Raw genomic sequence first — 24,282 nt, forward strand, 5'->3', positions numbered from 1 at the left:
ACCACATCGCACCGTCCGGCCGAGGCGTCTACCTCCCTACCTGTGGCGGCGCACAAGGTGAGCGTGCTCAGCCACCCAGGTACGCCGGAACACGTACCTGCCTGGACGCATTCGCCAGTACGCCGACAAGCGGCCGGACGATCGCTGCCAGCGTGGAGGCCGAGGGCCGTCGTGTCGACGGCCCTCGGCCTCCTCCTAACCGACGAAGGCGATGTCACGCTCCTTCTCGAGGTTGTCCTCGCTGCTGTTGAGCCGGCGGCGTATCGCGGCGCCGATCACCGGCAGCCTGTCGACGATCTCGAAAAGCCGCCGCTCCACGAGTTGCCGCCGGTTAGCGGGGGTGAAGAGGGAAATCTGTTTGATGCCGGTGCGCTGGTACGAGGCGATGTGCGGACGAAGGTGGTTCTCCCATGCCTGCAGCGCCGGGCCCACCCTGTCGCCGTGACGCTGTAGCATCGTGCCGAGCAGGTCAGCCCCGGCCAGGGCGGCGGACACCCCCATGCCGGAGTAGACGGTCGCGCACCAGGCGGCGTCACCGACCAGCAGCACCCTTCCCTTCGACCACGTGTTCATCCGTACCTGTTCGGCCGTGTCGTAGAGGTAGTCGTCGGTGGCTTCGAACGCGTCGAGCGCCTCGCCGAGCAGCCGACCGTAGGGCAGCGGGCGGTAGGCGGCACGGAGCCGGTCGATCGGCCGGCCGATGAACTGCGTGTCGACGTCGTCGGTGCGGTAGGAGAAGAACGCGGTTGGCGGGTGATCCGCGAACGGAAGGACCAGCAGCGAACGGCCCGGTTCGAGCAGCATGGCACCTTCGTTCGCGGCCATGCCGCCGATGGGGCGGGGAAGCATGAAAGCCGCGATCATGTATCCAAGCCGGTGCAGGTATTGTGCGTGCGGGCCGAACACCAGGCCCCTGACCGTGGATCGCAGACCGTCAGCGCCCACCACCAGATCGAAGCGCTCCGTGACGGTCGTGCCGTTCTGCTCCAGTGTGGCGTTGACGCCGGAGACGTCCTGCTCGATGCGGATCGGTGTGGTCGAATACCGGATCTCCACATCGTCCGGCAGGGCGGCGAACGCGCCCTGTTCCACGTCGCCGCGCAGCATGACGCGAGGCTCGCCCGGGAAGTCGGTGAACCCAAGCCCGGACCTGCGATTGCCGGAACGGGTTACGACGTAGTCGGCGCTGTTCGCCGGTGACCGGTCGGGAATGGCATCCAAGATGCCGAGCCGCCGGGCGGCGGCCTGTCCCGCGCCGAAAACGCCGATGAAGTAGCCGCCCGTTCTACGACCGTGCGCCTTTTCCACGATCACGGGCTCCCAGCCGATGGAGCGCAAACGCAAGGCGGTCGCGATCCCGCTGACGCCGAGGCCGACGACCAGGGCGCGGTTTCTCTCGCTGCGTGAAATCTCTGCGTTGAACGCGCGTTCCTCGATACCCATGACGCGATCGTCCGCTTATCGATGTGCGGCGCACCACCGGTACGCTGACGCCTCATGCCGGAAACCCGCCAGCTTGCCCCCGGCGGATGACGCCGCGTCGCCGTGGCAGAGATTCGCGCAGACCGAACGGGAACCCTTGTCGAGACGGCGCAGCACGGTAACCGTCGGCCATCCGGGCCGTGGTCGGCCGAGCCGCATGCCTGCACGAACCGAAAGGACGCCTCCTTCCCGGTGCCGGGGTAGGGCACCAGGACGTCCGGATCCGGACACGTCTGCGTCATTTCGGTGACTTGGGCCGATCGGCTGTGCCGCCGGCCATTGCCGGTGCGACGTGTCAGCAGCAGCCTGTCCAGTGCGCCGCAGGTCAGCGGCGGGGTAGCACGCCGAGGAGGGTTGCGGTCAGGGCCATGTTCAAGGAGTCCTTCAGCTTCAGGTGGAAGCGGGCCAGGTCGGGCTCGGCCTGGTAGGCCGCCTGCAGGCTGGGTGGGGGTGTGCTGTAGGCCGACAGCGCGCCGGCTAGGACCATGGTTTGCAGGCTGAACAGGGTTGCGTTTTCGCCCAGTTCAGGAAGGTGTTTCTGGATGAGGGCGGTCATGGTTGTCAGGCGGTCCAGGGAGGCGCGCTTGTAGCGTGCTACGACCTCGACGGAGACGTTGTGTTCCAGGACGCTGCCCTGGGCGCCGAAGAGGTCGCAGAGCACCATGCGGCTGGACAGTGAGTGGCTGAGAATCTCGGCTACCGCCGCCGCCCGCTCGGCCATGGGCAGGTTTTCGTCGATGCCGGCGGTCAACTCGTCTGCCAGTTCCGTCAGCCACTCCTGCAGGAAGTGGTTCAGCAGTTCCAGCAGCACCGCCTCGCGGGACTCGAAGTAGCGCAGCACGTTCGGCTTGGCCAGGCCGACCCGTCGGCTGAGCTCGTTCAGGGTGACCGCGGCCACGGGCATCTCGTCGAGCATCGCCGATGCCATGTCGAGGATCGCGCGCCGGCGGATCTCCCGCTGCTCTTCGGTTCGCGCTCGCTGGAAAGTCACGATCACCAGCCTAACTTACGTACCTTCGGTACGTTGACAGCGTACCGAAGGTACCTTAACATCGCAGGTACAAGATACCTTCGGTACGTTAGTTAGTGGGGAGCCCGACATGAGCCAGAAGTGGACGACGGCGAACATTCCCGACCAGCGCGGACGGGTGGCCGTGGTAACCGGCGCGAACACCGGACTGGGGTACGAGACCGCCAAGGCGCTCGCCGAGGGCGGGGCCTCCGTGGTGCTCGCGGTGCGTGACGTCGACAAGGGCGAGCGGGCCGCGGCCCGCATCACCGGCGACGTGACCGTGCAGGCGCTGGACCTGACCTCGCTCGACTCCGTCCGGGCCGCGGCGGCGGCGCTGCGCTCCCGACTCGACCGGATCGACCTGTTGATCAACAACGCCGGCGTGATGTACACCCCGAAGCAGACCACCCGGGACGGCTTCGAGCTGCAGTTCGGCACCAACCACCTCGGCCACTTCGCGCTCACCGGGCTGCTGCTGGACCTGATGCTCCCGGTGCCCGGCTCGCGCGTGGTGACGGTCAGCAGCACCGGCCACCGCATCCGGGCCGCGATCCACCTCGACGACCTGCAGTGGGAGCGGTCGTACAGCCGGGTCGCCGCCTACGGTCAGTCCAAGCTGGCCAACCTGATGTTCACGTACGAGCTGCAGCGCCGGCTCGCCAGGCACGGCACCACCATCGCGGTAGCCGCGCACCCCGGCATGTCCAACACCGAGCTCGCCCGCAACACCCCCGCGGCCCTCCGGCTTCCGCTCACCTGGCTCGCGCCGCTGATCACCCAAACGCCGGCGAAGGGCGCACTGCCGACCCTGCGTGCCGCCACCGACCCCGCCGTGCTCGGCGGCCAGTACTACGGCCCCGGCGGACGCACCGAGATCATGGGCTACCCCCGGCTGGTCACCTCCAGCCCGGAGTCGTACGAGGTAGCCGTCCAGCAGCGGCTGTGGGCCGTCTCCGAAGACCTCACCGGCGTGACATTCCCCGTCGTTCAGTCCAAGCAGAGCTCGCTTTACGCCGGGTCAGCCATCACGACGTAGCCGCGCGCCGGCACGAAGGGGGCGCACCTGGGCTTTCATGGCGGGTGGGTTGCGCCCCCGGGTCGAACCTGCAACACACCGGTTCTGAGCCGGCGGCCTCTGCCGTTGGGCTACCCGGGCATCTGTCATGCGTGGAGTGACGCGGGATCGAACCGCGCACGCGCAGCTTGCAAGGCAACGCTGTGCACCAGCACCCACCCCGGAAGTGCCCTCGGCGCGACTCGAACGCGCACGATGACCAGGCTCTCGACCTGGCGCCTCTACCAATTGGGCCACGAGGGCGTCGCGCTCCCGGACAAGGATTCGCACCTCGATTTTCTGATCCAGAGTCAGACGTCCTGCCGTTGGACGATCCGGGAATGGCGGCCGGCGGGGAGGCGCGGCTACCCCAAAACAGGCGGGTCAGCCGTCTCCCTCGCCCCGGATCCGCCCGGCCGTCGCACCGGTACACCGACGGCCGGGCATCGACAATGCTATCCACTGTGGAGTTTTCAACGTGGTACCGGTCCCGCCGGCCGAGGTCGGGGGAGAAGCAGCGGCGACAGGACTCGAACCTGCAACCTTCGGATCTGGAGGTTGCTGTGTTGCCGGTTGTGCCACACCTCTGTGGTGCGAAAAGACGCGTGGGTCCGGAGGAACGGACGAAAAAGAGACGCCGCCCCGGTCCCGATCCGGGAGGGCGGCGTGGACGCGGGTGGAGTCGCGTTACATCCGCCAGCCGTCCAGCTCGGCACATTCGCCACCGAGGTGGACGGAGCGCCCGGGGATGGCGTGACCCGCCGGGGCGTCCGACCATAGCCGCCACGCTCGCGATGAGGCCTGCCACAACATCGGATGCTCCCTGTCGATTCGGTGTCGCTTTGTTGATCGCTGTGACGACTACGGTAGGGGCCGGCTCCGGGCTGGAGCAACATCTTTTCCGTTTCCCGCACCGCCCCTACCGGATCGGCGGCGGACATTGCCGGCGCCGGGGTGCCGGCGCGGTTCAGGACGCCCGCGCGACCAGGCGGCTCACGGCGGCGGCAACCGCATCGGGCGCCTGTGCCTGGGGATAGTGGCCCACACCGGGGACCATCACCACCTCGGCGCTCAGTTGCTCGCCGATCCAGTGCGCCTCGGCGGCCGGGTCCTTCCAGTCCACGTCGGCGGCGCCCATCACCACCACTGCCGGAGCGGAGACCTCGGGCAACCGGCGGCGGGCCGGCTCGTGCGAGGTGCGGGAGGTCCGCACGAAGGCCCGCCAGTGCCCGGGGCGGCGCAGGTTGTCGCGGACCCGGGCCAGGTGCTCGGCGTACCCCTCGGGCTTGGCGCCGGGCACCCACTTCGGGTAGTAGGCGAGGAAGGCCGCCGGGCCCCAGGGCCGGAGGAGCATGAGCCGGAAGAGCAGGCCCAGCAGGGCCGCGCCGGCAGGCTGCCGGACGAAGGGGGCGAGCAGGGCGAGCCCGCGTACCTTCGCCGGTGCGTCGGCGGCGGCGATCACGGCGGCACCGGACCCCATCGAGTTCCCCACGAGGAACGCCGGCCCGCCGAGTTCGTCGACGAGCGCCAGCAGGTCGCTGGCGAGGGCGACATCGTCGTACGCGGAGAAGGTCGGGTCGCTGTCGCCGTGCCCCCGGATGTCCATGACCGCCACCCGGTAGCCCGCCTCGACCAGTTTCGGCGCCAGCAGCCGGTATGACTGGCGCAACTCACCCATCCCGGGTGTGCAGATCACCAGGGGACCGGCGCCGTCCCACAGGTCGTAAGCGATGCGTCCCTCGGGCCGGCGGAGATGGTGAGTGTTAGTCATAGCTTAAAAGCTACACTCATTAGCTAGCCGTGCCAAGGAACCAGGGGCGCGCCGACCTGTCGGAGCGCCCCTGGAAAGGTCGGTTCACCAGCCCCGGGCGCGCCACTCCGGCAGCGACGGGCGCTCGGCGCCGAGGGTGCTGTCCCGGCCGTGCCCCGGATAGAACCAGGTCTCGTCGGGCAGCCGGTCGAAGAGCTTCCGCTCCACGTCGTTGATCAGGGAATCGAACCGCACCGGATCCCGGTCGGTGTTGCCGACCCCGCCGGGAAACAGCGAGTCACCGGTGAAGAGGTGGGTCCCGTCGGCCTCGTCCCGGTAGAGCAGCGCGATCGAGCCCGGGGTGTGCCCGACGATGTGGATCACCTCGAGTTCCCGGTCGCCGACCGGAATCCGGCCGCCTTCGGCGAGCGGCTCGGAGGGGATCGGGAGCCCGTCCGCGTCCGCCTCGTGCGCCATGGACCGGGCTCCGGTGGCGGCGACCACCTCCTCCAGGGCCACCCAGTGGTCCATGTGCCGGTGGGTGGTGACCACCGCCGCCAACCCGCCGTCGCCGATCAGCTCCAGCAGCCGGGGCGCCTCGTTGGCGGCGTCGATCAGCACCTGCTCGCCGGTGGAGGTGCAGCGCAGCAGGTACGCGTTGTTGTCCATCGGGCCGACCGAGAGCTTGCTGACGGTCAGGCCGCTCAGCTCGCGTACGTCGGGTGGGCCGTCGGAGACGACGTTTCCGGTGTAGCTCATTCTTCGGTTGCCTCCGGTCGGGTCAGGGGAGCTCACATCCAGGGCGGCGGCGCGGGTAGCGGTCCGGCGGGAGTGACCGCCAGACCGGCCCCGGCGCTCCGGCCGGTCAGCCAGCCGGCCAGTTCGTGTGCCGGGCCGGCGACGGTGCGGGGCTCCGGCCCGGCGACGCCGTCAGGGTCCGGGTCGCCGCCGGACGACTTACCCTCGTTGCCGTTGCCGTCGCCGAGGATCAGGGGCTGCCCGGACTCCGTCGGGTGCAGGGTGAGGGCGAACGGCTCGGCGCGGTGGGCCAGGTCGCGGGCCACCTCGTGCAGCAGCCGCTGGGCGAACGCGTCCGGCCAGTCGGCGGTCCGGTAGCCGGCGGCGAGGTCCACGTGGTGTATCTCCACCTCGCGCAGCCGGCGCCAGGTCAGGACCGCCGCCGGCAGGTGTCCGCGGAAGGTCCGGACCTCGGCCGCCCAGGCCGCCGCCGGCAACGTCCGGGCGGCCTCGGCGAACCGCTCCGCGCTGGCCCGCAGGTCGGCGAGCTGGTCGACGGCCGGCCGTGGTGCGCCGGCCGCGATGTCCGCGTCCCGGGCCGCCGGGTTCGGGTACTGCGGGATGTCCCTGCCGGTACGCGCCGAGGTCAGCAGGTTGACCATGCTGTCGGCATTGCGGGCGAGGTGGCTGAGCACGTGTCCCCGGGTCCAGCCGGGCAGCAGGGATGGCTCACCGATCGCCGCGTCGTCGAGCCCGTCGACGGTCCGCAGCAGCCGGTCCGTCGCCCGGTCGACCTCGGGCAGCAACGCGAGCGGGTCGAGTGTCACGGCTTACGACGATAGCGGTCGTCGACCGGACGGACCCGGACGCCTCGGCCGGACGAGCGGCCCGGAATTGGCTTTCGGTCTGGTCCCGCCAGCACCTACCGTCGAGATCGCAGCCGCAAGCCGTGAGGAGGTGGGAGACATGCCGGTCGCAGTGCCTGGGGCCACCGTTTCCACTTCGGGAACGCACCGCTGATTCCGCTCCTGGGATCCACCTCCGATTCCGCTCCTGGAATCCCCCTCCTACGACAAGGGTTGGCATGAGCTTCGATCTCGCATCCCTCGGCTGGGACGCCGCCCTGGCCGCGGCGCATCCGGACCGCGGCGACGACCTCCAGCCGGGCCGGGTGGTCCGGGCCGAGCGGGGAATCTGTACGCTGCTCGGCCCCCACGGCACGCTCCGGGCCAGCCTCGGCGGCGGGGTACTGGCCGCGGCGGCCCGGGACGCCGTCGAGCTGCCCTGCGCCGGTGACTGGGTGCTGGTCCGGAACTGGCCGGACCAGCGGCTGACCGTGGAAATTGTGCTGCCCCGGCGTACCGCGATCGTGCGGCGTACCGCCGACAAGGACTCGACCGGGCAGGTGCTGGCCGCCAACGCGGACGCCGCGGCGGTGATCGAGCCGCTGCATCCGGCGCCGGACGTGGGCCGGATCGAGCGGCTGCTCGCGCTGGCCTGGGAGTCCGGCGCGACTCCGCTGGTGGTGCTCACCAAGTGCGACCTGGTCGCGGATCCGGCGGCGGTCGCCGCCGACCTCGCCCGGTCGGCACCCGGGGTCGAGGTGTTGCCGGTGAGCGCCCAGCGCGGCACCGGGCTGGACCGGCTGCGCCCGTGGGTCGCCGCCGGTCGTACGCTGGCGCTGCTCGGGCCCTCCGGAGCCGGCAAGTCGACCCTGGTGAACGCCCTGGCCGGCGCGACCGTGATGACCACGCAGGGGGTGCGCGGGGTGGACGGCAAGGGCCGGCACACCACCACGCACCGGCAACTGATCCCGATCCCGGGTGGGGGTGCGGTGCTGGACACCCCGGGGGTGCGGGCGGTCGGCCTGCTCGACGCGGCGGCCGGGCTGGACAGGGCCTTCGCCGACGTGGCGGAACTCGTCGCGGCCTGCCGGTTCGCCGACTGCGGGCACCGGGGCGAGCCGGGGTGCACGGTCGAGGCGGCGTTGCGGGCGGGCGAGCTGAGCCCGCGCCGCTGGGAGAGTTGGCAGAAACTCCAGCGGGAGGTCGCCTACGAGACGCGCCGCCGGGACGCCCGGTTGGCGGCGGTGGAGCGGCACAAGTGGAAGCGGATTCGCAGGGAGCAGCGGAGCAGGGGCAGCGGCCGGACCTGATGTCCCTGCCGCTCGGCGGCACCCCGCCACGGTGAACGCGGCCGTTTCGATCTTGTGCCGCAGGGCGGTCGGCGTCGCTGTCGTGGACCACCTCGCCCGACAGGTGAGCGCGAGTGGGCATATCGGCGTATGGTCTGTGTATGGCGGCGAAGAAGGTGACGATCACCCTCCCCGAGGAGTTGGTGGAGGCGCTTGGCGCGGCGGCGCGTGAAGACGGTGTCCCGCTGTCGCGGCTGGTCGCCAGCGCGGCTGAAGGCGAGCTGCGGCGGCGGATCGGGCGGCGACTGGTCGCTGACTGGCAGGCCGAACACGGTGCGTTCACCGTGGAGGAAATCGCTGCGGCACGGGCGGAGATGGCCGCCGCCGACGCTCAGGCGCTCAGCGCGCCTGGTCGGGCAGCAGCGTGAGCATCCCCTACGTCTACGACGCCGGGGTACTGCTCGCAATCGACGGCAATGATCGGCGGATGTGGGCAATCCACCACCTGGCCGTGGAGGAGGGGCGACGCCTGCTCGTCCCCGCCGTCGTGGTCGGCCAGGCCTGGCGGGACGGCCGTCGCCAGCTTCAGCTTGGCCGGTTTCTGCGTAGCTGTGAGGTCGTTCCGGTCGGTCTTGAGCTGGCGAAGGCGGCCGGCGTGTTGTGCGGCCGGGCCGGCACCCGCGACGTGGTGGACGCCAGCGTGGTCACCACTGCTCTGACCTGCGGCGCGATAGTCTTCACCAGCGATCCGGAGGACATCGCGCACCTGTCGGCCGCCTCCGATGTCAAGCCGGGGTTGGTCATCCGCCGCGTCTGATCATGGTTGCGACGATCTCACTACGGCCAGAGCAGCCCGCTGCCCGGTTGGTCGGGGCAGCGGGCGTGCCGGTGCTGTGGTTGCGACGAGTTGGCCGCGGATGGGGTTCAGTTCGGGGTCGGATGCGAGGCCCCGTGCTGCCATCCCGGTGCAGTTGACGACGACGGGTGCGATGCCGGCGGCCTCGTCGAGCGAGGCGATCCGGTGAATCTCGATGCTGCCACCCGCCGCAAAGAACCGCCGTTCCAGGTAGCCAAGGTAGGTCGGCAGGTCGACCACTGGTGCGGTGTACGACCAACCAATAGCGAAGCCGTCCGGTAGTTCACTGGCCTCACACATCCGGAATCCGTCGAGCTGGTTACCCCACTCCGGCGGATCGACGGGCTTGCGAGACGCTTCGATGCCGGAGGCGAGCCGTACCCCGGTCACCAGATCGGTGGCGAGCTGCCGCAGCACGTCGAGTGTCTGGGCGCTCCAGACGCGTACCCGGTCGACGGGTTCAACGAGGTATGGGCCCCACATTGCCCGGCGGCGTACGACGTGGTCTGCTCGGGTAGCTCGGCTGCCCAGATCTTGACGCGTCGTCCGGATTCGGCGAGGCAGATTGCGGTGGTGAGGCCGGATACGCCGGCGCCGATGACCAGGGCGTCGAGATCGGTGCGGGCCATCGTTCGACGGTAGTGTCAGGCCGGTTGGCGCGCGAGCGCGTTCTCAAGCTCGGGCAGCAGGCTCACTACAGGCAGAGCGGCCCCGCTGCCCGGTTGGTTGGGCGGCCGGGCGTGCTGGCGCTGTGGTTGCGGGGTGTCAGGGGTGCCGGCTGACCGTGCCGACAAAGGCGCGCCAGGCGGTCGGGGTGAAGGTGAGGGTCCCGCCGTCGCGGTCCTTGGTGTCCCGGACCAGCACCCGGCCGGGAAGGTTGTCGGCCACCTCCACGCAGTTGCCCTGATTGCTGCTGCTACGGCTGGACTTGTGCCAGTTCGGTTCAGTCATGATCGTTGATCGCCTTCATGATGAGATCTCTTGACTGCTGGACGGGTAGGGCAAGACCGGTGACGATCTCCCACGCCAACTCTAGACGGTCCAGATCCGCCCCCTCCGTGACAACCCGGCCCCGCAACTGGTCGTCGGCGTAACCGGCCCGCCCTCGCCCGGCAAGGGTGGCGAGCACGAATGCCCCGGCCAGGCCGGCGTGGATGCCGGCCGACGACGGCAGGACCAGGATCTGCACGTGCGGAAGGTGGCTCGCGTCGAGCAGGTGTTGAAGCTGTTCCTTGAGGACATCGGGAGGCCCACACCTCAGCGCGGCCTCGCCGATGACGGCGGACAACATCGGCGGATCCTCCGGCCGGCCGACGGTCGCGGCCTGGCGGTCCCTCCGGACCTGGATCGTGTTCTCGGTGGCCTTCACGGACAGTCGGCCACCCGCGCAGACCAGGCGGGTGTATGCCTCCGTCTGGAGGAGCCCCGGAATGAGGTTTGGCTCCCACGTCCTGAGCAGGGTTGCCTGGCGCTCAAGATCGGTCCACGGGCGCAGCCAGGTGGGGCGCGCGTCGTCCCGGGCTTCAGCGGTGGCCCGCTGGATCTCGTCACCGGTCCCGAACAGGTCGTCAAGGGCCTGTGCCGTGTCGTCCTGCGGGATGAGGCGGCCGGTCTCGATCTGGGCAATCAATGATCCACTCACCTTGATCGCCGCGCCACACTTCTGTTGCGTCATCCGGTGCTTGGCCCGCTGTTCTCTGAGGATTTTCCGTAGGTCGTTCACTTAGTACTCCTGACTAAGGATCAACGAATCTTTTCCCCTTTTAGTTGCCGCCGTCAATCTTCCGCTAATGGGGGATTCCCGTCCAGGGTGGATTTCAGAGGATCTGTAGACGGGAGAAAAAAATGAGAAATCTTCGTGGAATCGCGTCTCAGCACCGCCGGGCATGGTGGTGGCTCTGGCTCTATTGCCGGTGCGGCCACCGGTGGATCTGCCCGGACTCGATCCTGCTGGTTCCGCAGCCCTATCGCCCACCCGCGCCGCTGGTGCACCGGGACTGCTGGGACACCCCTCGCTCGGTCGCGCTGACCGAGGAGGAGGCGGCCGAGGTCCGTGCCCTGTCGGACGCCACACCGCCAGCGCCACCGCCGTCACCGTCAACGCCGTCATCGTCGCAGTCAACGCCGCCACCGCCGCAGGTCCGGAATCGGCGGCCCGGGTGGGACGCGCCCACCCGATCGCATCTGGGCAACGGTCGGCCGGGCACCCTGACCCCGGCCCAGCGGTACCGCGCCCGGCGTGGTGAGCGGGTGTGAGCGGTGATCGGGCCGTGGGCGCGCTGGGAGCGGCACATGGCACGACGGCGCGCGGCAGTGGCTCGGGCGCCGGGTGGACCGGGTGAACACGCACCGGACGAGCGGTACGGGTGTCGGGCGTGCGAGCACCCGTGGCCGTGCGCGGACGCCCGGGTGCGGTTGCTGAAGAGTTTCGGGGGTGACCGCACGGCTCTGCTGATGTATCTCGGCGTGCATCTCACCCGCGCCCTGCAGGCACTGCCCGAGACACACCCCGCACTGATCGTGGGGCAGATCGTCCACTGGGTGCCCCGACGGCGCCATTGACCAACTGTCCGTCCGCCCCGCTGCGAGGTACGGGACACCTCGCCGGCAGGCCGGCCCGCCCTGGACCCTCTTCCCCCCCGGTGGTCCAGGGCGGGCCTCCGACCAGCGGAGGTCTGCGGGGCGCGGGAAACTGTCACACGCCGGGGCTAGAGTTGCCGAGGCGCATTTCTGCGCCGGCAAATCGGACAGAACAGACTCTTCCTCCCTGGAGTGCGCGGACAGTGGCCGACCGACTGATCATCCGTGGCGCGCGTGAGCACAACCTCCGCGACGTCAGCCTCGACCTGCCACGCGACGCCATGATCGTCTTCACCGGGCTCTCCGGCTCCGGTAAATCCAGCCTCGCCTTCGACACCATCTTCGCCGAGGGCCAGCGGCGGTACGTCGAGTCGCTCTCGTCGTACGCCCGGCAGTTCCTCGGCCAGATGGACAAGCCGGACGTCGACTTCATCGAAGGGCTGAGCCCGGCGGTCTCGATCGACCAGAAGTCCACCTCCCGCAACCCGCGCTCCACCGTCGGCACCATCACCGAGGTCTACGACTACCTCCGGCTGCTCTTCGCCCGGGTCGGCGAGCCGCACTGCCCGGTCTGCGGGGAGCGGATCTCCCGGCAGAGCCCGCAGCAGATCGTCGACCGGGTGCTGGCGATGGAGGAGGGCACCCGGTTCATGGTGCTGGCCCCGGTGGTGCGCGGGCGCAAGGGGGAATACGTCGACCTCTTCGCCGAACTCCAGTCCAAGGGCTACGCCCGGGCCCGGGTCGACGGGGTGGTCCATCCGCTCACCGAGCCGCCGAAGCTGAAGAAGCAGGAGAAACACACCATCGAGGTGGTGGTCGACCGGCTCACCGTCAAGGCCGGCGCCAAGCAGCGGCTCACCGACTCGGTCGAGTCGGCGCTCGCCCTGGCCGGCGGCCTGGTCCTGCTCGACTTCGTCGACCTGCCCGAGGACGATCCGCAGCGCGAGCGGCGCTACTCCGAGCACCTCGCCTGCCCCAACGACCACCCGCTGGCGATCGAGGACCTGGAGCCGAGGGTCTTCTCCTTCAACGCCCCCTACGGCGCCTGTCCCGAGTGCACGGGCCTGGGCACCAAGAAGGAGGTCGACGCCGAGCTCGTCGTACCGGACGCGGAGCGGACGCTGCGGGAGGGCGCCGTCCAGCCCTGGTCCGGCGGGCAGACCCAGGAATACTTCCTGCGGCTGTTGCAGGCGCTCGGCGAGGCGGAGCACTTCGACCTCGACACCCCGTGGCGGGCGCTGCCGTCCCGGGCGCAGAAGACGATCCTGCACGGCTCCGGCGACCAGGTGCACGTCCGCTACCGCAACAAATACGGCCGCGAGCGCTCCTACTACACCGGCTTCGAGGGCGTGGTGCAGTGGATCGAGCGCCGGCACAACGACACCGAGTCGGACTGGTCCCGCGACAAGTACGAGGGCTACATGCGGGACGTGCCCTGCCCGGTCTGCCGGGGCAGCCGGCTCAAGCCGGAGGTGCTGGCGGTCACCCTCGGCGGGCGGAACATCGCCGAGGTCTGCGCGCTCTCGGTCGGCGAGTGCGCCGAGCTGCTCGGCGGGATGACCCTCACCGACCGGCAGAAGCTGATCGCCGAACGGGTGCTCAAGGAGATCAACGCCCGGCTCCGCTTCCTGGTCGACGTCGGCCTCGACTACCTCTCGCTGGACCGGCCGGCCGGCACCCTCTCCGGCGGCGAGGCGCAGCGGATCCGGCTCGCCACCCAGATCGGCTCCGGCCTGGTCGGCGTCCTCTACGTGCTCGACGAGCCCTCGATCGGGCTGCACCAGCGGGACAACCACCGGCTGATCGAGACGCTGGTCCGGCTCAAAGGGCTGGGCAACACGCTCATCGTCGTGGAGCACGACGAGGACACCATCCGGACGGCCGACTGGATCGTCGACATCGGTCCGGGGGCCGGCGAGCACGGCGGCAAGATCGTGCACAGCGGCTCGGTGCCGGATCTGCTGGCCAACACCGAGTCGGTGACCGGGGCGTACCTCTCCGGGCGCAGGGCGATCCCGACCCCGAAGGGGCGTCGGCCGCAGACCCCGGGCCGGGAGCTGGTGGTGCAGGGCGCCCGCGAGCACAACCTGCGCAACCTCACCGTGCCGTTCCCGCTCGGCCAGTTCATCGCGGTCACCGGGGTCAGCGGCTCCGGCAAGTCGACCCTGGTCAACGACATCCTCTACGCGGTGCTGGCCAACCAGATCAACGGCGCCCGGCTGGTGCCGGGCCGGCACACCCGGATCAGCGGCATCGAGCACGTCGACAAGGTGGTCGGGGTGGACCAGTCGCCGATCGGGCGTACCCCGAGGTCCAACCCCGCGACCTACACCGGGGTCTGGGACCACGTCCGCAAGCTCTTCGCCGAGACCACCGAGGCGAAGGTCCGGGGGTACGGTCCGGGCCGGTTCTCGTTCAACGTCAAGGGCGGCCGCTGCGAGGCGTGCAGCGGCGACGGCACGATCAAGATCGAGATGAACTTCCTGCCGGACGTCTACGTCCCGTGCGAGGTCTGCAAGGGTGCCCGCTACAACCGGGAGACCCTGGAGGTGCACTACAAGGGGCGGACCGTCTCCGACATCCTGGAGATGCCGATCGAGGAGGCGGCCGAGTTCTTCTCGGCGATCCCGGCCATCCACCGGCACCTGAAGACCCTGGTCGACGTCGGCCTCGGCTACGTCCGGCTCGGCCAGCCGGCGCCGACCCTCTCCGGCGGCGAGGCGCAGCGGGTCAAGCTCGCCTCCGAGCTGCAGAAGCGCTCCACCGGCCGCACCGTCTACGTGCTCGACGAGCCCACCACCGGCCTGCACTTCGAGGACATCCGCAAGCTGCTCGGGGTGCTGGACAGCCTGGTCGACAAGGGCAACACGGTGATCGTCATCGAGCACAACCTGGATGTGATCAAGACCGCCGACTGGCTGGTCGACATGGGCCCGGAGGGCGGGCACCGGGGCGGCACGGTGCTGGCCGCCGGCACGCCCGAGGAGCTGGCCGAGGTGCCGGAGAGTCACACCGGCCAGTTCCTGCGGCCGGTGCTGGGGCTGACCGGCCCGCCCCGGGGCGCGAGCGCCGCCACCTCCCGTGCGGCAAAGGCCAACGGCGGCACCTCCGGCAGAGCCAACGGCGGCACGGCCAAGGCCAGCGCCGGCACCTCCGGCACGGCGAAGGCCAACGGCGGCACGGCGAAGGCCAACGGCGGCACGGCCAAGGGCAGTGGCGGCGCCGCCGGTAGGGCGAACGGCGGTGCCGCGAAGTCCGGCGCGGGCCAGGCCGGCGGCGGTACGGTACGAGGCGGTGCGTCCCGGGCCGGCGAGACCGCGAAGGCCGGCCCGGCGGGACGCCGCCGCACCGGAGCCTCCTGACACCGGCGGATTGAACCGGTTGGTGGGTTTATCCGTGTTCTCCGGCGTGGCCGCGGACGACGAGGGGCGCGGCGCCGAACAGGAAGGCGAGGAATGAGTGACGAACTGACCGGGCCGGGTACGCAGACCCGACGGGCGCTGTTGGCGGGTGCGGGCGCGGTTGGCGTAACCGTGGTCCTGACCGCCTGCGGCACGGGCGACGACGACGCCCTCGACGGCACCGGAAGCAGCCCGTCGGCCGGCGGCGCGCCGGCTCCCAGCGGTTCGGCGGGCGCCCCGGCCGAGGGTGGCGGCGGTGCCGCGCTCGCCAAGAAGAGCGACATCCCGGTCGGCGGCGGCAAGATCTTCGCGGAGCAGCAGGTCGTGGTCACCCAGCCGACCGAGGGCGAGTTCAAGGCATTCAGCTCCATCTGCACCCACCAGCAGTGCCCGGTGACCGGTGTCGACGGCGGCACGATCAACTGCAGCTGCCACTTCAGCAAGTTCTCCGTCGCCGACGGGTCGGTCAAGGGCGGCCCGGCCCGCAAGCCGCTGCCGGAGCAGAAGATCGCGGTTGACGGGGACAACATCGTCCTGGCCTGACGAGGCAGCGTCCCGCCCCGACGAGCATCGTCCCGCCCGACGACGGTCGTGGTGGCCCGGACGAGCCCGGGGCGTCCGGCGCTGCGGCCGGCCGTTCACCGCCGCAGCGCCGGGCGTTGTCCCAGCCGGGGATTAGGCTTGGCGCCGTGCCCGATCCCGCTACCTACCGCCCGGCTCCGGGCACGATCCCCGAGGCGCCCGGGGTCTACCGCTTTGCCGATCCCAGTGGCCGGGTGATCTATGTCGGCAAGGCGAAAAACCTGCGAAGCCGGCTCAACTCCTACTTCGGTGACCTGTGGAACCTGCACCAGCGCACCCAGCAGATGGTCACCACCGCGGCCAGCGTGGACTGGGTCACCGTCGGCACCGAGGTCGAGGCGCTCCAGCTCGAATACAACTGGATCAAGCAGTACGACCCCCGGTTCAACGTCCGCTACCGGGACGACAAGTCATATCCCTACCTCGCGGTCACCCTCGACGAGGAGTTCCCCCGGCTCCAGGTGATGCGGGGCGCCAAGCGCAAGGGGGTGCGCTACTTCGGGCCGTACTCGCACGCCTGGGCGATCCGCGAGACGCTGGACCTGCTGCTCAGGGTCTTCCCGGCGCGGACCTGCTCGGCCGGGGTGTTCCGGCGGCAGGCCCAGATCGGCCGGCCGTGCCTGCTCGGTGACATCGGCAAGTGCTCGGCGCCCTGCGTCGGGCGGGTCTCCGCGCCGGAGCACCGCCGGATCGTCGACGAGTTCTGCGACTTCATGGCCGGCCGCACCGACCAGATGGTCCGCCGGCTCGAACGCGAGATGGGTCAGGCCAGCGAGGCGCTGGAGTTCGAGCTGGCGGCCCGGCTCCGCGACGACATCGCGGCCCTGCGCCGGGCGATGGAGAAGCAGACCGTGGTCTTCGGCGACGGCACCGACGCCGACGTGGTCGCCTTTGCCGAGGATCCGCTGGAGGCGGCGGTCCAGGTCTTCCACGTCCGCGACGGCCGGGTCCGCGGCCAGCGCGGCTGGATCGTGGAGAAGGTCGAGGAGCTGACCACCGGCGACCTGGTGCACCACTTCTGTTCGCAGGTCTACGGCGGTGCGGAGGGCGAGGGCGACGTGCCCCGCGAGCTGCTGGTGCCGGCGCTGCCGGCCGACGCGGACGCGCTGGCCGAGTGGCTGTCGGCCCGCCGGGGCAGCCGGGTGACGCTGCGGGTGCCGCAGCGCGGCGACAAGAGGGCGCTGCTGGAGACGGTGGCCCGCAACGCCGGAGAGGTGCTGACCCGGCACAAGCTGCGCCGGGCCGGCGACCTGACCACCCGCAGCGAGGCGCTGGACGAGCTCACCGAGGCGCTCGGGCTGCGGAGCGCACCCCTGCGCATCGAGTGTTACGACGTCTCGCAGATCCAGGGCACCGACGTGGTGGCCAGCATGGTCGTCTTCGAGGACGGCCTGGCCCGCAAGAGCGAATACCGGCGCTTCGTGGTGCGCGGCGCCACCGACGACCTGTCGGCGCTCTCCGAGGTGCTGCGGCGGCGCTTCGCCCGCTACCTGCAGGCGCGGGGCGAGACCGGGGAGATCGGCGACGAGATGGCCTCCGACCCGGACCGGCCGGGCATCGACCCGACCACCGGGCGGCCCCGCAGGTTCGCGTACCCGCCGCAGCTGGTGGTGGTGGACGGCGGGCAGCCCCAGGTCGCGGCGGCCGCGCAGGTCCTGGCCGAGCTGGGCATCGACGACGTCGCGCTCTGCGGGCTGGCCAAGCGGCTGGAGGAGGTCTGGCTGCCCGGCGACGAGTTCCCGGTGATCCTGCCCCGCACCTCCGAGGGGCTCTATCTGCTGCAACGGCTGCGGGACGAGGCGCACCGGTTCGCCATCACGTTCCACCGGGAGCGGCGTTCGAAGCGGATGACCGTCTCCGGCCTCGATCAGGTTCCCGGCCTCGGCGAGGTACGCCGCAAGGCGCTGTTGCGGCACTTCGGCTCGGTGAAGCGGCTCTCGGTTGCCACAGTGGACGAGATAGCCGAGGTGCCGGGCGTCGGCCGGCGCACGGCGGAGGCGATCGTCGCGGCGCTGCACAGGACCGGAGCGCCGGAAAGCCGCTGAGTTCCGGCTGCGGTTCGCACCGTGCGGCCAGTGGTGTTCGGCGTACCGACGGTTCATCTGGGTCACATCACCACGCAGGCGGTGTTGAGCTTGATCACGACACCCACCACCGTCTGAGCTCGGTGAGCGCGCGGACCAGGTTCTCGTGCAGTACCTCGCCGACCGCGCCGAGCACCGTGCCCTTGTGGAAGTGCCTGGCCGACCGCCCCGCCACAGCGGATTCGCCCCGAAAGCGGCCCGTTCGTCTGCCTGGTCACCCGACCCGGCAGCACGGGCGCGCAGCGCCGCCCGTGAGACCGTCGTCACGGTGGGCAGGGCAGCGACCGCACCCCGCCGCCGGGCCGGAGCGTCGCCCGGCGAGGTGCTGCCAGCGCTGGTCGGTCAACTCGCTGGCCAGGTTGGCGGCGATCGACGCCGTCATCCGGTCGAGCACGACGACGGTACGGACTGCTTTCCCTACTGCACGACCGAGGCGACACTGGACGGCGTTCGTCGGCGCCGTTCGGGCCGGGGCCCTCCAGTCGCGCTGACCGTAACCCCGAAGACACGGGGTCGCGTGCATGCCGTTAGATATGCGCGTGGCTGTGCGACTGGACATCGATGCCGTACGGGAAGCTGTTCCGCCCGCGACCTTCTCCGACGCGGAAGCGCTGCTGGACTCCGGGCTGCTGGGGGAGATCTCGCCGTCCGGTGGGGGTGCCTCCTGTCTGCTGACCCGGAAAGGCCAGCCCGGATACGAGGTCTGGGTAGGGGTGGCTGCTGGCGCGTTCACCGCCGAGTGCGACTGCGGCGGGACGCCGTCGGACCCCGACGAACTCTGCGTCCACGCCGTGGCGCTGACCCTCGGCGCGCTCCGGGACGGGGTCGCCTGGTCGTCTGTTGCCACACCGCCGTCACAGGTGAAGGTCGACCCCGAGGTACGCCGGCTGGTCGAGATCGCGACCACCCTGCCGGCCCGGCGGCTGGCCCTGCTGGTCGCCGAGTACGCGGTCCACGACCGACACCTGGCGGCTCGGCTGATGACGTACGCGGGACGACTCGGACCGCTGACCGAGGAGGAGGCGGACGACGCGCGCCGGACGACGGACAACCTGGCAGACGAAGCGACGGCCGGGCGCTGGGAACTGCATGACGTTGTGGAGGCCGGTCGAGCAATCGTCGACGAATTGGAACTTCTGGTCCAGCGTCCGGCGAGCGACGAGGCGATCGGCGTGGTCGAGCACGCCGCCCGGGTGTGGGACCGGCTCGCCACCATCCTCCACGAGGCTCGGCATCACTTCCACGACGAGGCGGAAGAGATCTCTGACGCCGTGCGCCAAATCCACATTCGACTTTGTCTGGAGTGCGAGCCCGACCCTGAGGAGTTGCGAGAGCGGCTGAGCGACATCCTCTCCGCAACCGCTTACACTTCATGTCTCGACCGGCCCGAGGACTATCTGCCGCTGCTCGGCCCCGATTAGATTGCCGTACTACAGCGTCTGCGTCGCTGGTAGGAATCGTCAGGGACCGGCGAGGGCTGTGCGGTGCGGCTCGATGCCTTCGAGTTGTGCCAGCAATGTCTCGTGGCTGACTTCTCCGTCGTCGTTCATGGCGTCGACCTCGGTTGTCAGGCTTTCGTCACCAAGTTGACTGCTCCAACGCCGCACGACGTTAGGTGAGGTAGCACTCCGGCCGACGGCGACCAATTCGCCAACGCCACGCCCCGCATCAGCCAGCAACTCCTGGATGAGAGGGGCGTCTGTGTCCAGACCAATATCAGCTCGCCATTCGAGAGAGGCCCAATCTGGGCATCCAGCCATGATCTGGTGGACGACACGACTGATGGGTGCGGTCAGAGTGTCAGCCTGTTCCACGCGGAACCGTAGGCGAGTCACCACATCGACTCCGTGGCGCCACGTGGCGAATGACATGACCTCGCCTGTGAGGGGTTCAACACCCCAGTTCGGGTAACTTTTGCCGAGCGTGAGCATCGATCGCAGCGCACCTGCGAAGGATATTGGACGGATCTCTTGCTTGCGTGGCTGGAATACGATCACGAGATCGGACAGCCGGATGACGAACGGCGCGGCAAGGCCATTCTCAATTCTTGCCTTTTCGAAATCCTTGGCCTCTTCCTGCCATAGATCCGCGCCGACCCGATTCTCGTAGCCGAGGCGGCCGAATAGGTAGCCGTTTTCTTCTGTGATCTGACCAAGGTGCCATATCCTCCCGTACCGTTCGACCGTCTGGCCGGGGTGTAGCGCCTGTCGCACCAGTTCAGCCCCGTCACCGAAGAGGTTTCCCTGCTGAGGCTCGACGAGACGGACGCGCGCTACTTTCCCAGAGGCCCGGGGTGGCATAAGAGAAGTATGACGATGATGCGGGGTCGTAGACACACTCCGTCAGACTGTGACAACTTTCGGTGGCTGGGCTTGTCTGGCTCGGGCGGTTGCGCGCTCTGCCCCGACTACAGCGGCAGCCCTTCCGCGATCCACCCGTACGCCATGTGCTTGTTGGCGGTCAGGTCATGGTTGACGATCGCCCTCACCTGGTCGGCGTCGAGTGGGTATTCGGTCCCTGCGTTGGTGGAGACCCACAGCGTGGCAAAGAGTCCGGCGTCTCCCCAGTGCTTGGCGAGCGCGTCACGTACCACCGGGTACTCCTGCTCGACAAGCTCCGCGACGGCCTCGGACATGGCATCCTCCCGCGACCAGGGCGAATTGTCGATCACGATGCCGGCACGTTCGGTCACCTGCCCCAGCGTGAACGGGTCCAGCCAGGGATATTCGCCGATCAGGTCAGTCGGCAGCGCGTCCCGCCACTGGCCGGGCTCGCCCTCGTCAAAGGCACGGGCGCAGAACTCTCGATAGAGCACCCCGAGGGCGAGCAGCCGGAGGACGCAATGGGTGCGCTCGTCCTCCCAGGAGTAGCGGGTCAAGCCCTCTGGGCTCAGAATCGCCCAGGCGTGCTCGGCCCAGCGCAGCTCCGGGCTGCCGTTCCAGATATTAAAGATCTCCTTCGCGATCGGCTCAAGGTCCGCCCACGCGGCCTGTTCCCTGCTGTCATCGGTCACCTGTCGTTCCCCCAGGTCATCGGTCGTTCCTCTGTTGGGCTCTCCAGCGGCGCCGGAGCGACCGCCAGGCTCACGGCACTGGGCACGGATGCGGCGATGGTGATGGCGCGATCGGCCGGAGAGCTGAGCGACCACCAGACCACCGTCCCAATCAGCGCGGCGGCGAGGAAGAGTGAAGAGAAGCCGACGAAAGGTCGCAGTGCGTCTGCGTATATCGCAACGTCTCGCCCGCGTCCCCGGACGCCTGGTGCAGCAGGTTGCAGAGGCCGGTCAGGCCGGACGTGTCGACGTAGAACTCGCTCATGTCCTCCCCTGTCGAGCTGGACCGGGTGTACCTGGACGGTAACAATCGGCACCTATCCGCCGCCGACCCATGGCGAGACGTGATGGTCAGCTGCCTCGGTGCCTTCGGGATGTTGCCTGCGGACGCCCACCGGTCCGCCGCCTTAGTCCTGTTCCTCTCACCGCCGCCAGTAGCCCTTCGGTAGAGCTCTGGACGCCCCCGGCGAGACCCGCTGCCGCTCGTCCCGGGGGCCGCCGGAGGGGCAGATGGCGTGCCGCCTCGCGTCGTGTGAGCCGATGGCGGACCTTGCGTTCGATGTCCGGTTCACGGGTCGCGTCCGGCCGACCCCGGCGGAATGCCGGACGGCCACCGGTCGTTACATAAGGCGTACGACCGAGTGGTTGCCGCTATGAGCTGGGCAGCCGTTGAGGCCCCCGGGAATGATCCGTGGCGAGCGGTCGTTACATATAGGGTTCGCCCGAGTACGAGCGCGCCACCGAGCGCCGGGCGATCGTCCTGGAGGCCACCCCCATTGCCTCGGGACATCTCCATTGGCACCTCGCGTCCCCCGTGGGGTGTTCATCCCCGAATGGAAGGTAGACCATCATGAACACGAAGCTGTTCAGCCGATGGCTCCCGGCCATCGAGCAGACTCCGATCATCCGTAAGACCGGACTGGGCGTGGCCGGCCTGGCGTTCGTGACCGGCGCCGTGGCCGCCCCGGCCATCGCCGCGCAGACCACCGCCGAGCACGTCGGCACTCCGGCGTCGTACTCGGTGATGGCCGACCGCGACCACCAGGACGGCAAGGGCAAGCCGGAGCGGGAGAAGCTCGTCCCGCACGGTGTGCAGGGTGCCCAGTCGCGGATCGACATCTCCGACGAGCAGGCCGACAACGTCAAGGCGATCGTGAAGGCGACCAAGAAGGCCGGCATGGACGAGCGGGCCGCGGTGATCGCGGTCGGTACCAGCCTGCAGGAGTCGAAGTTGGAGAACCTGGGTCATCTGGGTGCGCGTAACGACCACGACTCGCAGGGCCTGTTCCAGCAGCGGCCGTCGTCGGGTTGGGGCACGGTGGAGCAGATCACCGACCCCGAGTACGCCACGACCGCGTTCCTGAAGGGGCTGCGGCAGGTTGACGGCTGGCAGGAGCTGCCGCTGACCGTGGCCGCGCAGAAGGTACAGGTGTCGGCCTACCCGGACGCGTACGCCAAGTGGGAGAACCAGGCCGCCGACCTCGTCGCGGACGCCTGGGCCCGCAGCTGACCGGATCGACGCGAGAACGCCGGCCGCGGCGGTGACGACGACGTCACCGCCGCGGCCTTTTTCGTACCCTGTTGACGCCGGTCAGGCGGCCGCGGAGGTGTCGGGTTCGGGTAGTTCGCGCAGGCCCGGGATCGGGGTGGGCAGCAGCCAGAGCAGCCCGGCGACCGCACCGACGGTGGCGATCCAGAGCGTGGGGCGTACCCCGATCGCCGCGCCGAGGCTGCCGCCGAGGACGGCGCCGATCGGCCGGATGCCGTAGTTGACGGTCCGCTTGGCGCCGGCGACCCGGGCCAGCAGCCGCTCCGGGGTGACCGCGACCTGGAGGGAACCGACGGTGATGTCCAGCACCATCACGCCGAGCCCGGAGAGGAACTCCGCGACGAGCAGCGCACCCACGATCACCGGGGTCGGCCCGCCGGCCAGCGGCACCAGCACCAGCGGAGCCGGGAAGAGCACGAAACCGACAAGCGCGGTCCGGCCGATGCCGAACCGCCGGACGAGTCGGCCGGTGACCGCCGCGCCGAGCAGCGCGCCGACCGAGCCGACACCGATCACCAGGCCCAGCAGCCCGGGGGAGAGCCCCAGCTCCGTGCTGACGTAGAGCACGAAGAGCGCGGCGAACATGTAGTTGAAGAGGTTCAGCGTGGTGGTGCCGAGCAGCACCGCCCGGAGAATCCGGGAGCGGGCGACGAACCGGAGGCCCTGGCCGATGCCGAACCCGGTCCCGTCCGGCGCGGCCGGCTCCGGCGCCCGCGCCGGCCGGATCCGGGCCAGGAAGAGCGCGGAGACCAGGTACGACACCGCGTCGGCGAGCAGCGCGACCGGCGCGGTGAGGGTCTGCACCAGCAGTCCGCCGGCGCTCGGCCCGGCGACGTACGACATCGCCCGGCTGCCGTTGGTCAGCGCGTTCGCGTCGACGTAGTCCCGCCGGGGCACCAGCGAGACGAAGAGCGCGCCGTGCGCGACCTCGAAGAGCACGGCCAGGGTGCCGGTCAGGAAGGCGACCAGGTAGAGCTGCCCGAGGGAGAGCACCCCGACGAGGTACGCCACCGGCACGGCCGCCAGCAGCGCCGCCCGGCCGAGGTCGGCGATAACCATCACCCGCCGCTTGTGCGGGTAGCGGTCGACCCAGGCGCCGAGGAGCAGTGAGAAGAGCAGGTTCGGGATCAGTGCGGCGGCGGTCAGATAGCCCATCTCGGCCGGACCGGCTCCGGTGCCGAGCACCGCCAGCAGGGGCAGGGCGATCGCGGAGATTTGGTCGCCGAAGAGAGAGACGGTCTGTGCCGACCAGTACCGCCGGAACGGTGCCTGGCGTAGCAGATCAGGCAGCCAGCGCCGGGCGCGCCGGGCCGCCGGCCGGGGCAGGGTGCCGGTCATCGCGCCGCGTCCGGCGGTCGCGGGCCGCGGGTCATCGTGTGGCCGACGTCGGTGGCGGATCGGTGGGGACCAGTAGCTGGATGACGCCGATCGGCCGGGAGCCCTCCGGCCGGGTCGCCGGGTCGGTCAGCCGCTCGTCGTACTCGGCGAGCAGCGCCTCGATCCGCTCGGAGAGCTCGGCGAGCTCGGCGGCGGTGACGTGCACCAGGGCGTCGCCGAAGCCGAGCACGGCCCGCCACTGCGCCGGCTCGTCCGCCCGGCGCACCAGGTGGGTCCGGGCCCGTGCGACGTAGTGGTCCAGGATGATCGCGTTGAGCTCATTGGCCGCCACCCGGGCATCCGGGTCGTCGGAGAGGTCGTCCCAGGAGGTGACCTGGGCGGTCGCCCGCCACGGACGTTCCCGGGCGTCGGCACCCTCGACCCGCTCGGCGAGGCCGTACCTGGCGAGCTGTCGGAGGTGGTATGAGCAGCTCGGCACGCTCTCGTCGAGCCGCTCGGCGGCCTGGGTGGCGGTCAGCGGGCCCTCCCGGCGCAGCAGCCCGACCAGGGCCAACCGGAGGGGGTGGGCGTAGCCCCGGAGCGCTCGGGGGTCGGTCAGCCGGACCTCGGGCTTGGACGACATATGCTAAAGCTATCTCTAGAAAGATTTCTTTAGCAACTGCCTCCAGTG

The 24,282-nt window shown here is 70.0% G+C and carries 23 protein-coding genes, 3 tRNA genes and 1 pseudogene; 10 read left to right on the forward strand and 17 right to left on the reverse strand.

Features of this window, described 5'->3' with window-relative positions:
* Positions 1 to 195: 195 nt before the first annotated feature.
* Positions 196 to 1,443, reverse strand: coding sequence for an FAD-dependent monooxygenase (locus ACN28C_RS15755; RefSeq protein WP_422774195.1), 1,248 nt, complete (start codon positions 1,441 to 1,443; stop codon positions 196 to 198).
* A 364-nt stretch (positions 1,444 to 1,807) separates the two neighbouring features.
* Positions 1,808 to 2,479: a TetR/AcrR family transcriptional regulator gene (locus ACN28C_RS15760; RefSeq protein WP_422774196.1), complete on the reverse strand. Its 672-nt coding sequence runs from the start codon at positions 2,477 to 2,479 to the stop codon at positions 1,808 to 1,810.
* 103 nt (positions 2,480 to 2,582) lie between these two features.
* Here ACN28C_RS15760 and ACN28C_RS15765 point away from each other — a divergent pair, with 103 nt between their 5' ends.
* On the forward strand, positions 2,583 to 3,530 hold the full coding sequence (locus ACN28C_RS15765) for an SDR family NAD(P)-dependent oxidoreductase (RefSeq protein ID WP_422774197.1): 948 nt from the start codon (positions 2,583 to 2,585) through the stop codon (positions 3,528 to 3,530).
* Between the two features lie 132 nt (positions 3,531 to 3,662).
* On the opposite strand, the gene ACN28C_RS15770 is transcribed toward ACN28C_RS15765, so the two are convergent.
* The 6 genes from ACN28C_RS15770 to ACN28C_RS15795 all read right to left on the reverse strand — a co-directional run bounded on the left by ACN28C_RS15770 (position 3,663) and on the right by ACN28C_RS15795 (position 6,863).
* A tRNA-Ala gene (locus ACN28C_RS15770) sits at positions 3,663 to 3,731 on the reverse strand.
* A gap of 5 nt (positions 3,732 to 3,736) precedes the next feature.
* Positions 3,737 to 3,812, reverse strand: a tRNA-Leu gene (locus ACN28C_RS15775).
* A 6-nt stretch (positions 3,813 to 3,818) separates the two neighbouring features.
* Positions 3,819 to 3,889, reverse strand: a tRNA-Gln gene (locus ACN28C_RS15780).
* Positions 3,890 to 4,515: 626 nt separating this feature from the next.
* Positions 4,516 to 5,319 (reverse strand): alpha/beta fold hydrolase, encoded by an 804-nt coding sequence (locus ACN28C_RS15785; RefSeq protein WP_422774198.1) that lies wholly within the window; start codon positions 5,317 to 5,319, stop codon positions 4,516 to 4,518.
* An 84-nt stretch (positions 5,320 to 5,403) separates the two neighbouring features.
* The gene (locus tag ACN28C_RS15790; RefSeq protein ID WP_422774199.1) at positions 5,404 to 6,057 is read right to left on the reverse strand and encodes an MBL fold metallo-hydrolase; all 654 of its coding nucleotides are present in this window, start codon (positions 6,055 to 6,057) and stop codon (positions 5,404 to 5,406) included.
* Positions 6,058 to 6,089: 32 nt separating this feature from the next.
* The gene (locus tag ACN28C_RS15795) at positions 6,090 to 6,863 is read right to left on the reverse strand and encodes a maleylpyruvate isomerase family mycothiol-dependent enzyme (RefSeq protein WP_422774200.1); all 774 of its coding nucleotides are present in this window, start codon (positions 6,861 to 6,863) and stop codon (positions 6,090 to 6,092) included.
* Positions 6,864 to 7,120: 257 nt separating this feature from the next.
* Here ACN28C_RS15795 and rsgA point away from each other — a divergent pair, with 257 nt between their 5' ends.
* The 3 genes from rsgA (at position 7,121) to ACN28C_RS15810 (ending at position 8,987) form a co-directional block, all read left to right on the forward strand.
* A complete protein-coding gene (gene rsgA / locus ACN28C_RS15800) occupies positions 7,121 to 8,191 on the forward strand; it encodes a ribosome small subunit-dependent GTPase A (RefSeq protein ID WP_422774201.1) in 1,071 nt (356 codons plus the stop codon).
* A 140-nt stretch (positions 8,192 to 8,331) separates the two neighbouring features.
* Positions 8,332 to 8,598: a YlcI/YnfO family protein gene (locus ACN28C_RS15805; RefSeq protein WP_422774202.1), complete on the forward strand. Its 267-nt coding sequence runs from the start codon at positions 8,332 to 8,334 to the stop codon at positions 8,596 to 8,598.
* The gene (locus ACN28C_RS15810; protein ID WP_422774203.1) at positions 8,595 to 8,987 is read left to right on the forward strand and encodes a type II toxin-antitoxin system VapC family toxin; all 393 of its coding nucleotides are present in this window, start codon (positions 8,595 to 8,597) and stop codon (positions 8,985 to 8,987) included. The genes ACN28C_RS15805 and ACN28C_RS15810 overlap by 4 nt, the downstream gene beginning before the upstream one ends.
* Here ACN28C_RS15810 and ACN28C_RS15815 read toward each other — a convergent pair whose 3' ends face one another.
* From ACN28C_RS15815 to ACN28C_RS15830, 4 genes are all read right to left on the reverse strand, one after another.
* Positions 8,988 to 9,443, reverse strand: a complete 456-nt coding sequence (locus tag ACN28C_RS15815) for a hypothetical protein (protein ID WP_422774204.1) — start codon at positions 9,441 to 9,443, stop codon at positions 8,988 to 8,990. It abuts the gene before it with no gap.
* A complete protein-coding gene (locus ACN28C_RS15820; RefSeq protein WP_422774205.1) occupies positions 9,413 to 9,655 on the reverse strand; it encodes an FAD-dependent oxidoreductase in 243 nt (80 codons plus the stop codon). The genes ACN28C_RS15815 and ACN28C_RS15820 overlap by 31 nt, the downstream gene beginning before the upstream one ends.
* 136 nt (positions 9,656 to 9,791) lie before the next feature.
* Positions 9,792 to 9,977 (reverse strand): DUF397 domain-containing protein, encoded by a 186-nt coding sequence (locus ACN28C_RS15825; protein WP_422774206.1) that lies wholly within the window; start codon positions 9,975 to 9,977, stop codon positions 9,792 to 9,794.
* Complete coding sequence (locus tag ACN28C_RS15830) at positions 9,970 to 10,749, reverse strand: helix-turn-helix domain-containing protein (protein WP_422774207.1); 780 nt, start codon at positions 10,747 to 10,749, stop codon at positions 9,970 to 9,972. Before ACN28C_RS15830 ends, ACN28C_RS15825 begins: the two co-directional genes overlap by 8 nt.
* A gap of 686 nt (positions 10,750 to 11,435) precedes the next feature.
* Here ACN28C_RS15830 and ACN28C_RS15835 point away from each other — a divergent pair.
* The 5 genes and pseudogenes from ACN28C_RS15835 (at position 11,436) to ACN28C_RS15855 (ending at position 19,094) form a co-directional block, all read left to right on the forward strand.
* A complete protein-coding gene (locus ACN28C_RS15835; protein ID WP_421494139.1) occupies positions 11,436 to 11,588 on the forward strand; it encodes a hypothetical protein in 153 nt (50 codons plus the stop codon).
* A 221-nt stretch (positions 11,589 to 11,809) separates the two neighbouring features.
* Positions 11,810 to 14,776: pseudogene (gene uvrA / locus ACN28C_RS15840) on the forward strand (excinuclease ABC subunit UvrA); the annotation flags it as partial.
* A 285-nt stretch (positions 14,777 to 15,061) separates the two neighbouring features.
* On the forward strand, positions 15,062 to 15,550 hold the full coding sequence (locus ACN28C_RS15845) for a Rieske (2Fe-2S) protein (RefSeq protein WP_422774208.1): 489 nt from the start codon (positions 15,062 to 15,064) through the stop codon (positions 15,548 to 15,550).
* 146 nt (positions 15,551 to 15,696) lie between these two features.
* A complete protein-coding gene (gene uvrC, locus ACN28C_RS15850) occupies positions 15,697 to 17,634 on the forward strand; it encodes an excinuclease ABC subunit UvrC (RefSeq protein ID WP_422774209.1) in 1,938 nt (645 codons plus the stop codon).
* A gap of 578 nt (positions 17,635 to 18,212) precedes the next feature.
* Positions 18,213 to 19,094, forward strand: coding sequence for a hypothetical protein (locus ACN28C_RS15855; RefSeq protein ID WP_422774210.1), 882 nt, complete (start codon positions 18,213 to 18,215; stop codon positions 19,092 to 19,094).
* Between the two features lie 39 nt (positions 19,095 to 19,133).
* Here the strand turns inward: ACN28C_RS15855 and ACN28C_RS15860 are convergent, their stop codons facing one another.
* The 3 genes from ACN28C_RS15860 to ACN28C_RS15870 all read right to left on the reverse strand — a co-directional run bounded on the left by ACN28C_RS15860 (position 19,134) and on the right by ACN28C_RS15870 (position 20,990).
* Positions 19,134 to 19,973, reverse strand: coding sequence for a hypothetical protein (locus ACN28C_RS15860; protein ID WP_422774211.1), 840 nt, complete (start codon positions 19,971 to 19,973; stop codon positions 19,134 to 19,136).
* Between the two features lie 107 nt (positions 19,974 to 20,080).
* Entirely contained in the window at positions 20,081 to 20,686 is a 606-nt protein-coding gene (locus ACN28C_RS15865) for a hypothetical protein (RefSeq protein ID WP_422774212.1), read from the reverse strand.
* Between the two features lie 151 nt (positions 20,687 to 20,837).
* Entirely contained in the window at positions 20,838 to 20,990 is a 153-nt protein-coding gene (locus tag ACN28C_RS15870) for a hypothetical protein (protein WP_422774213.1), read from the reverse strand.
* 585 nt (positions 20,991 to 21,575) lie between these two features.
* Between ACN28C_RS15870 and ACN28C_RS15875 the strand changes: the two genes are divergently transcribed.
* The gene (locus ACN28C_RS15875) at positions 21,576 to 22,235 is read left to right on the forward strand and encodes a hypothetical protein (protein ID WP_422774214.1); all 660 of its coding nucleotides are present in this window, start codon (positions 21,576 to 21,578) and stop codon (positions 22,233 to 22,235) included.
* A gap of 81 nt (positions 22,236 to 22,316) precedes the next feature.
* Here ACN28C_RS15875 and ACN28C_RS15880 read toward each other — a convergent pair whose 3' ends face one another.
* Positions 22,317 to 23,612 (reverse strand): MFS transporter, encoded by a 1,296-nt coding sequence (locus ACN28C_RS15880; protein ID WP_422774215.1) that lies wholly within the window; start codon positions 23,610 to 23,612, stop codon positions 22,317 to 22,319.
* 31 nt (positions 23,613 to 23,643) lie between these two features.
* The gene (locus tag ACN28C_RS15885) at positions 23,644 to 24,234 is read right to left on the reverse strand and encodes a winged helix-turn-helix domain-containing protein (protein ID WP_422774216.1); all 591 of its coding nucleotides are present in this window, start codon (positions 24,232 to 24,234) and stop codon (positions 23,644 to 23,646) included.
* Positions 24,235 to 24,282 lie beyond the last annotated feature (48 nt).

The sequence above is a fragment of the Plantactinospora sp. WMMC1484 genome (assembly GCF_049315195.1).
GTDB lineage: Bacteria > Actinomycetota > Actinomycetes > Mycobacteriales > Micromonosporaceae > Plantactinospora.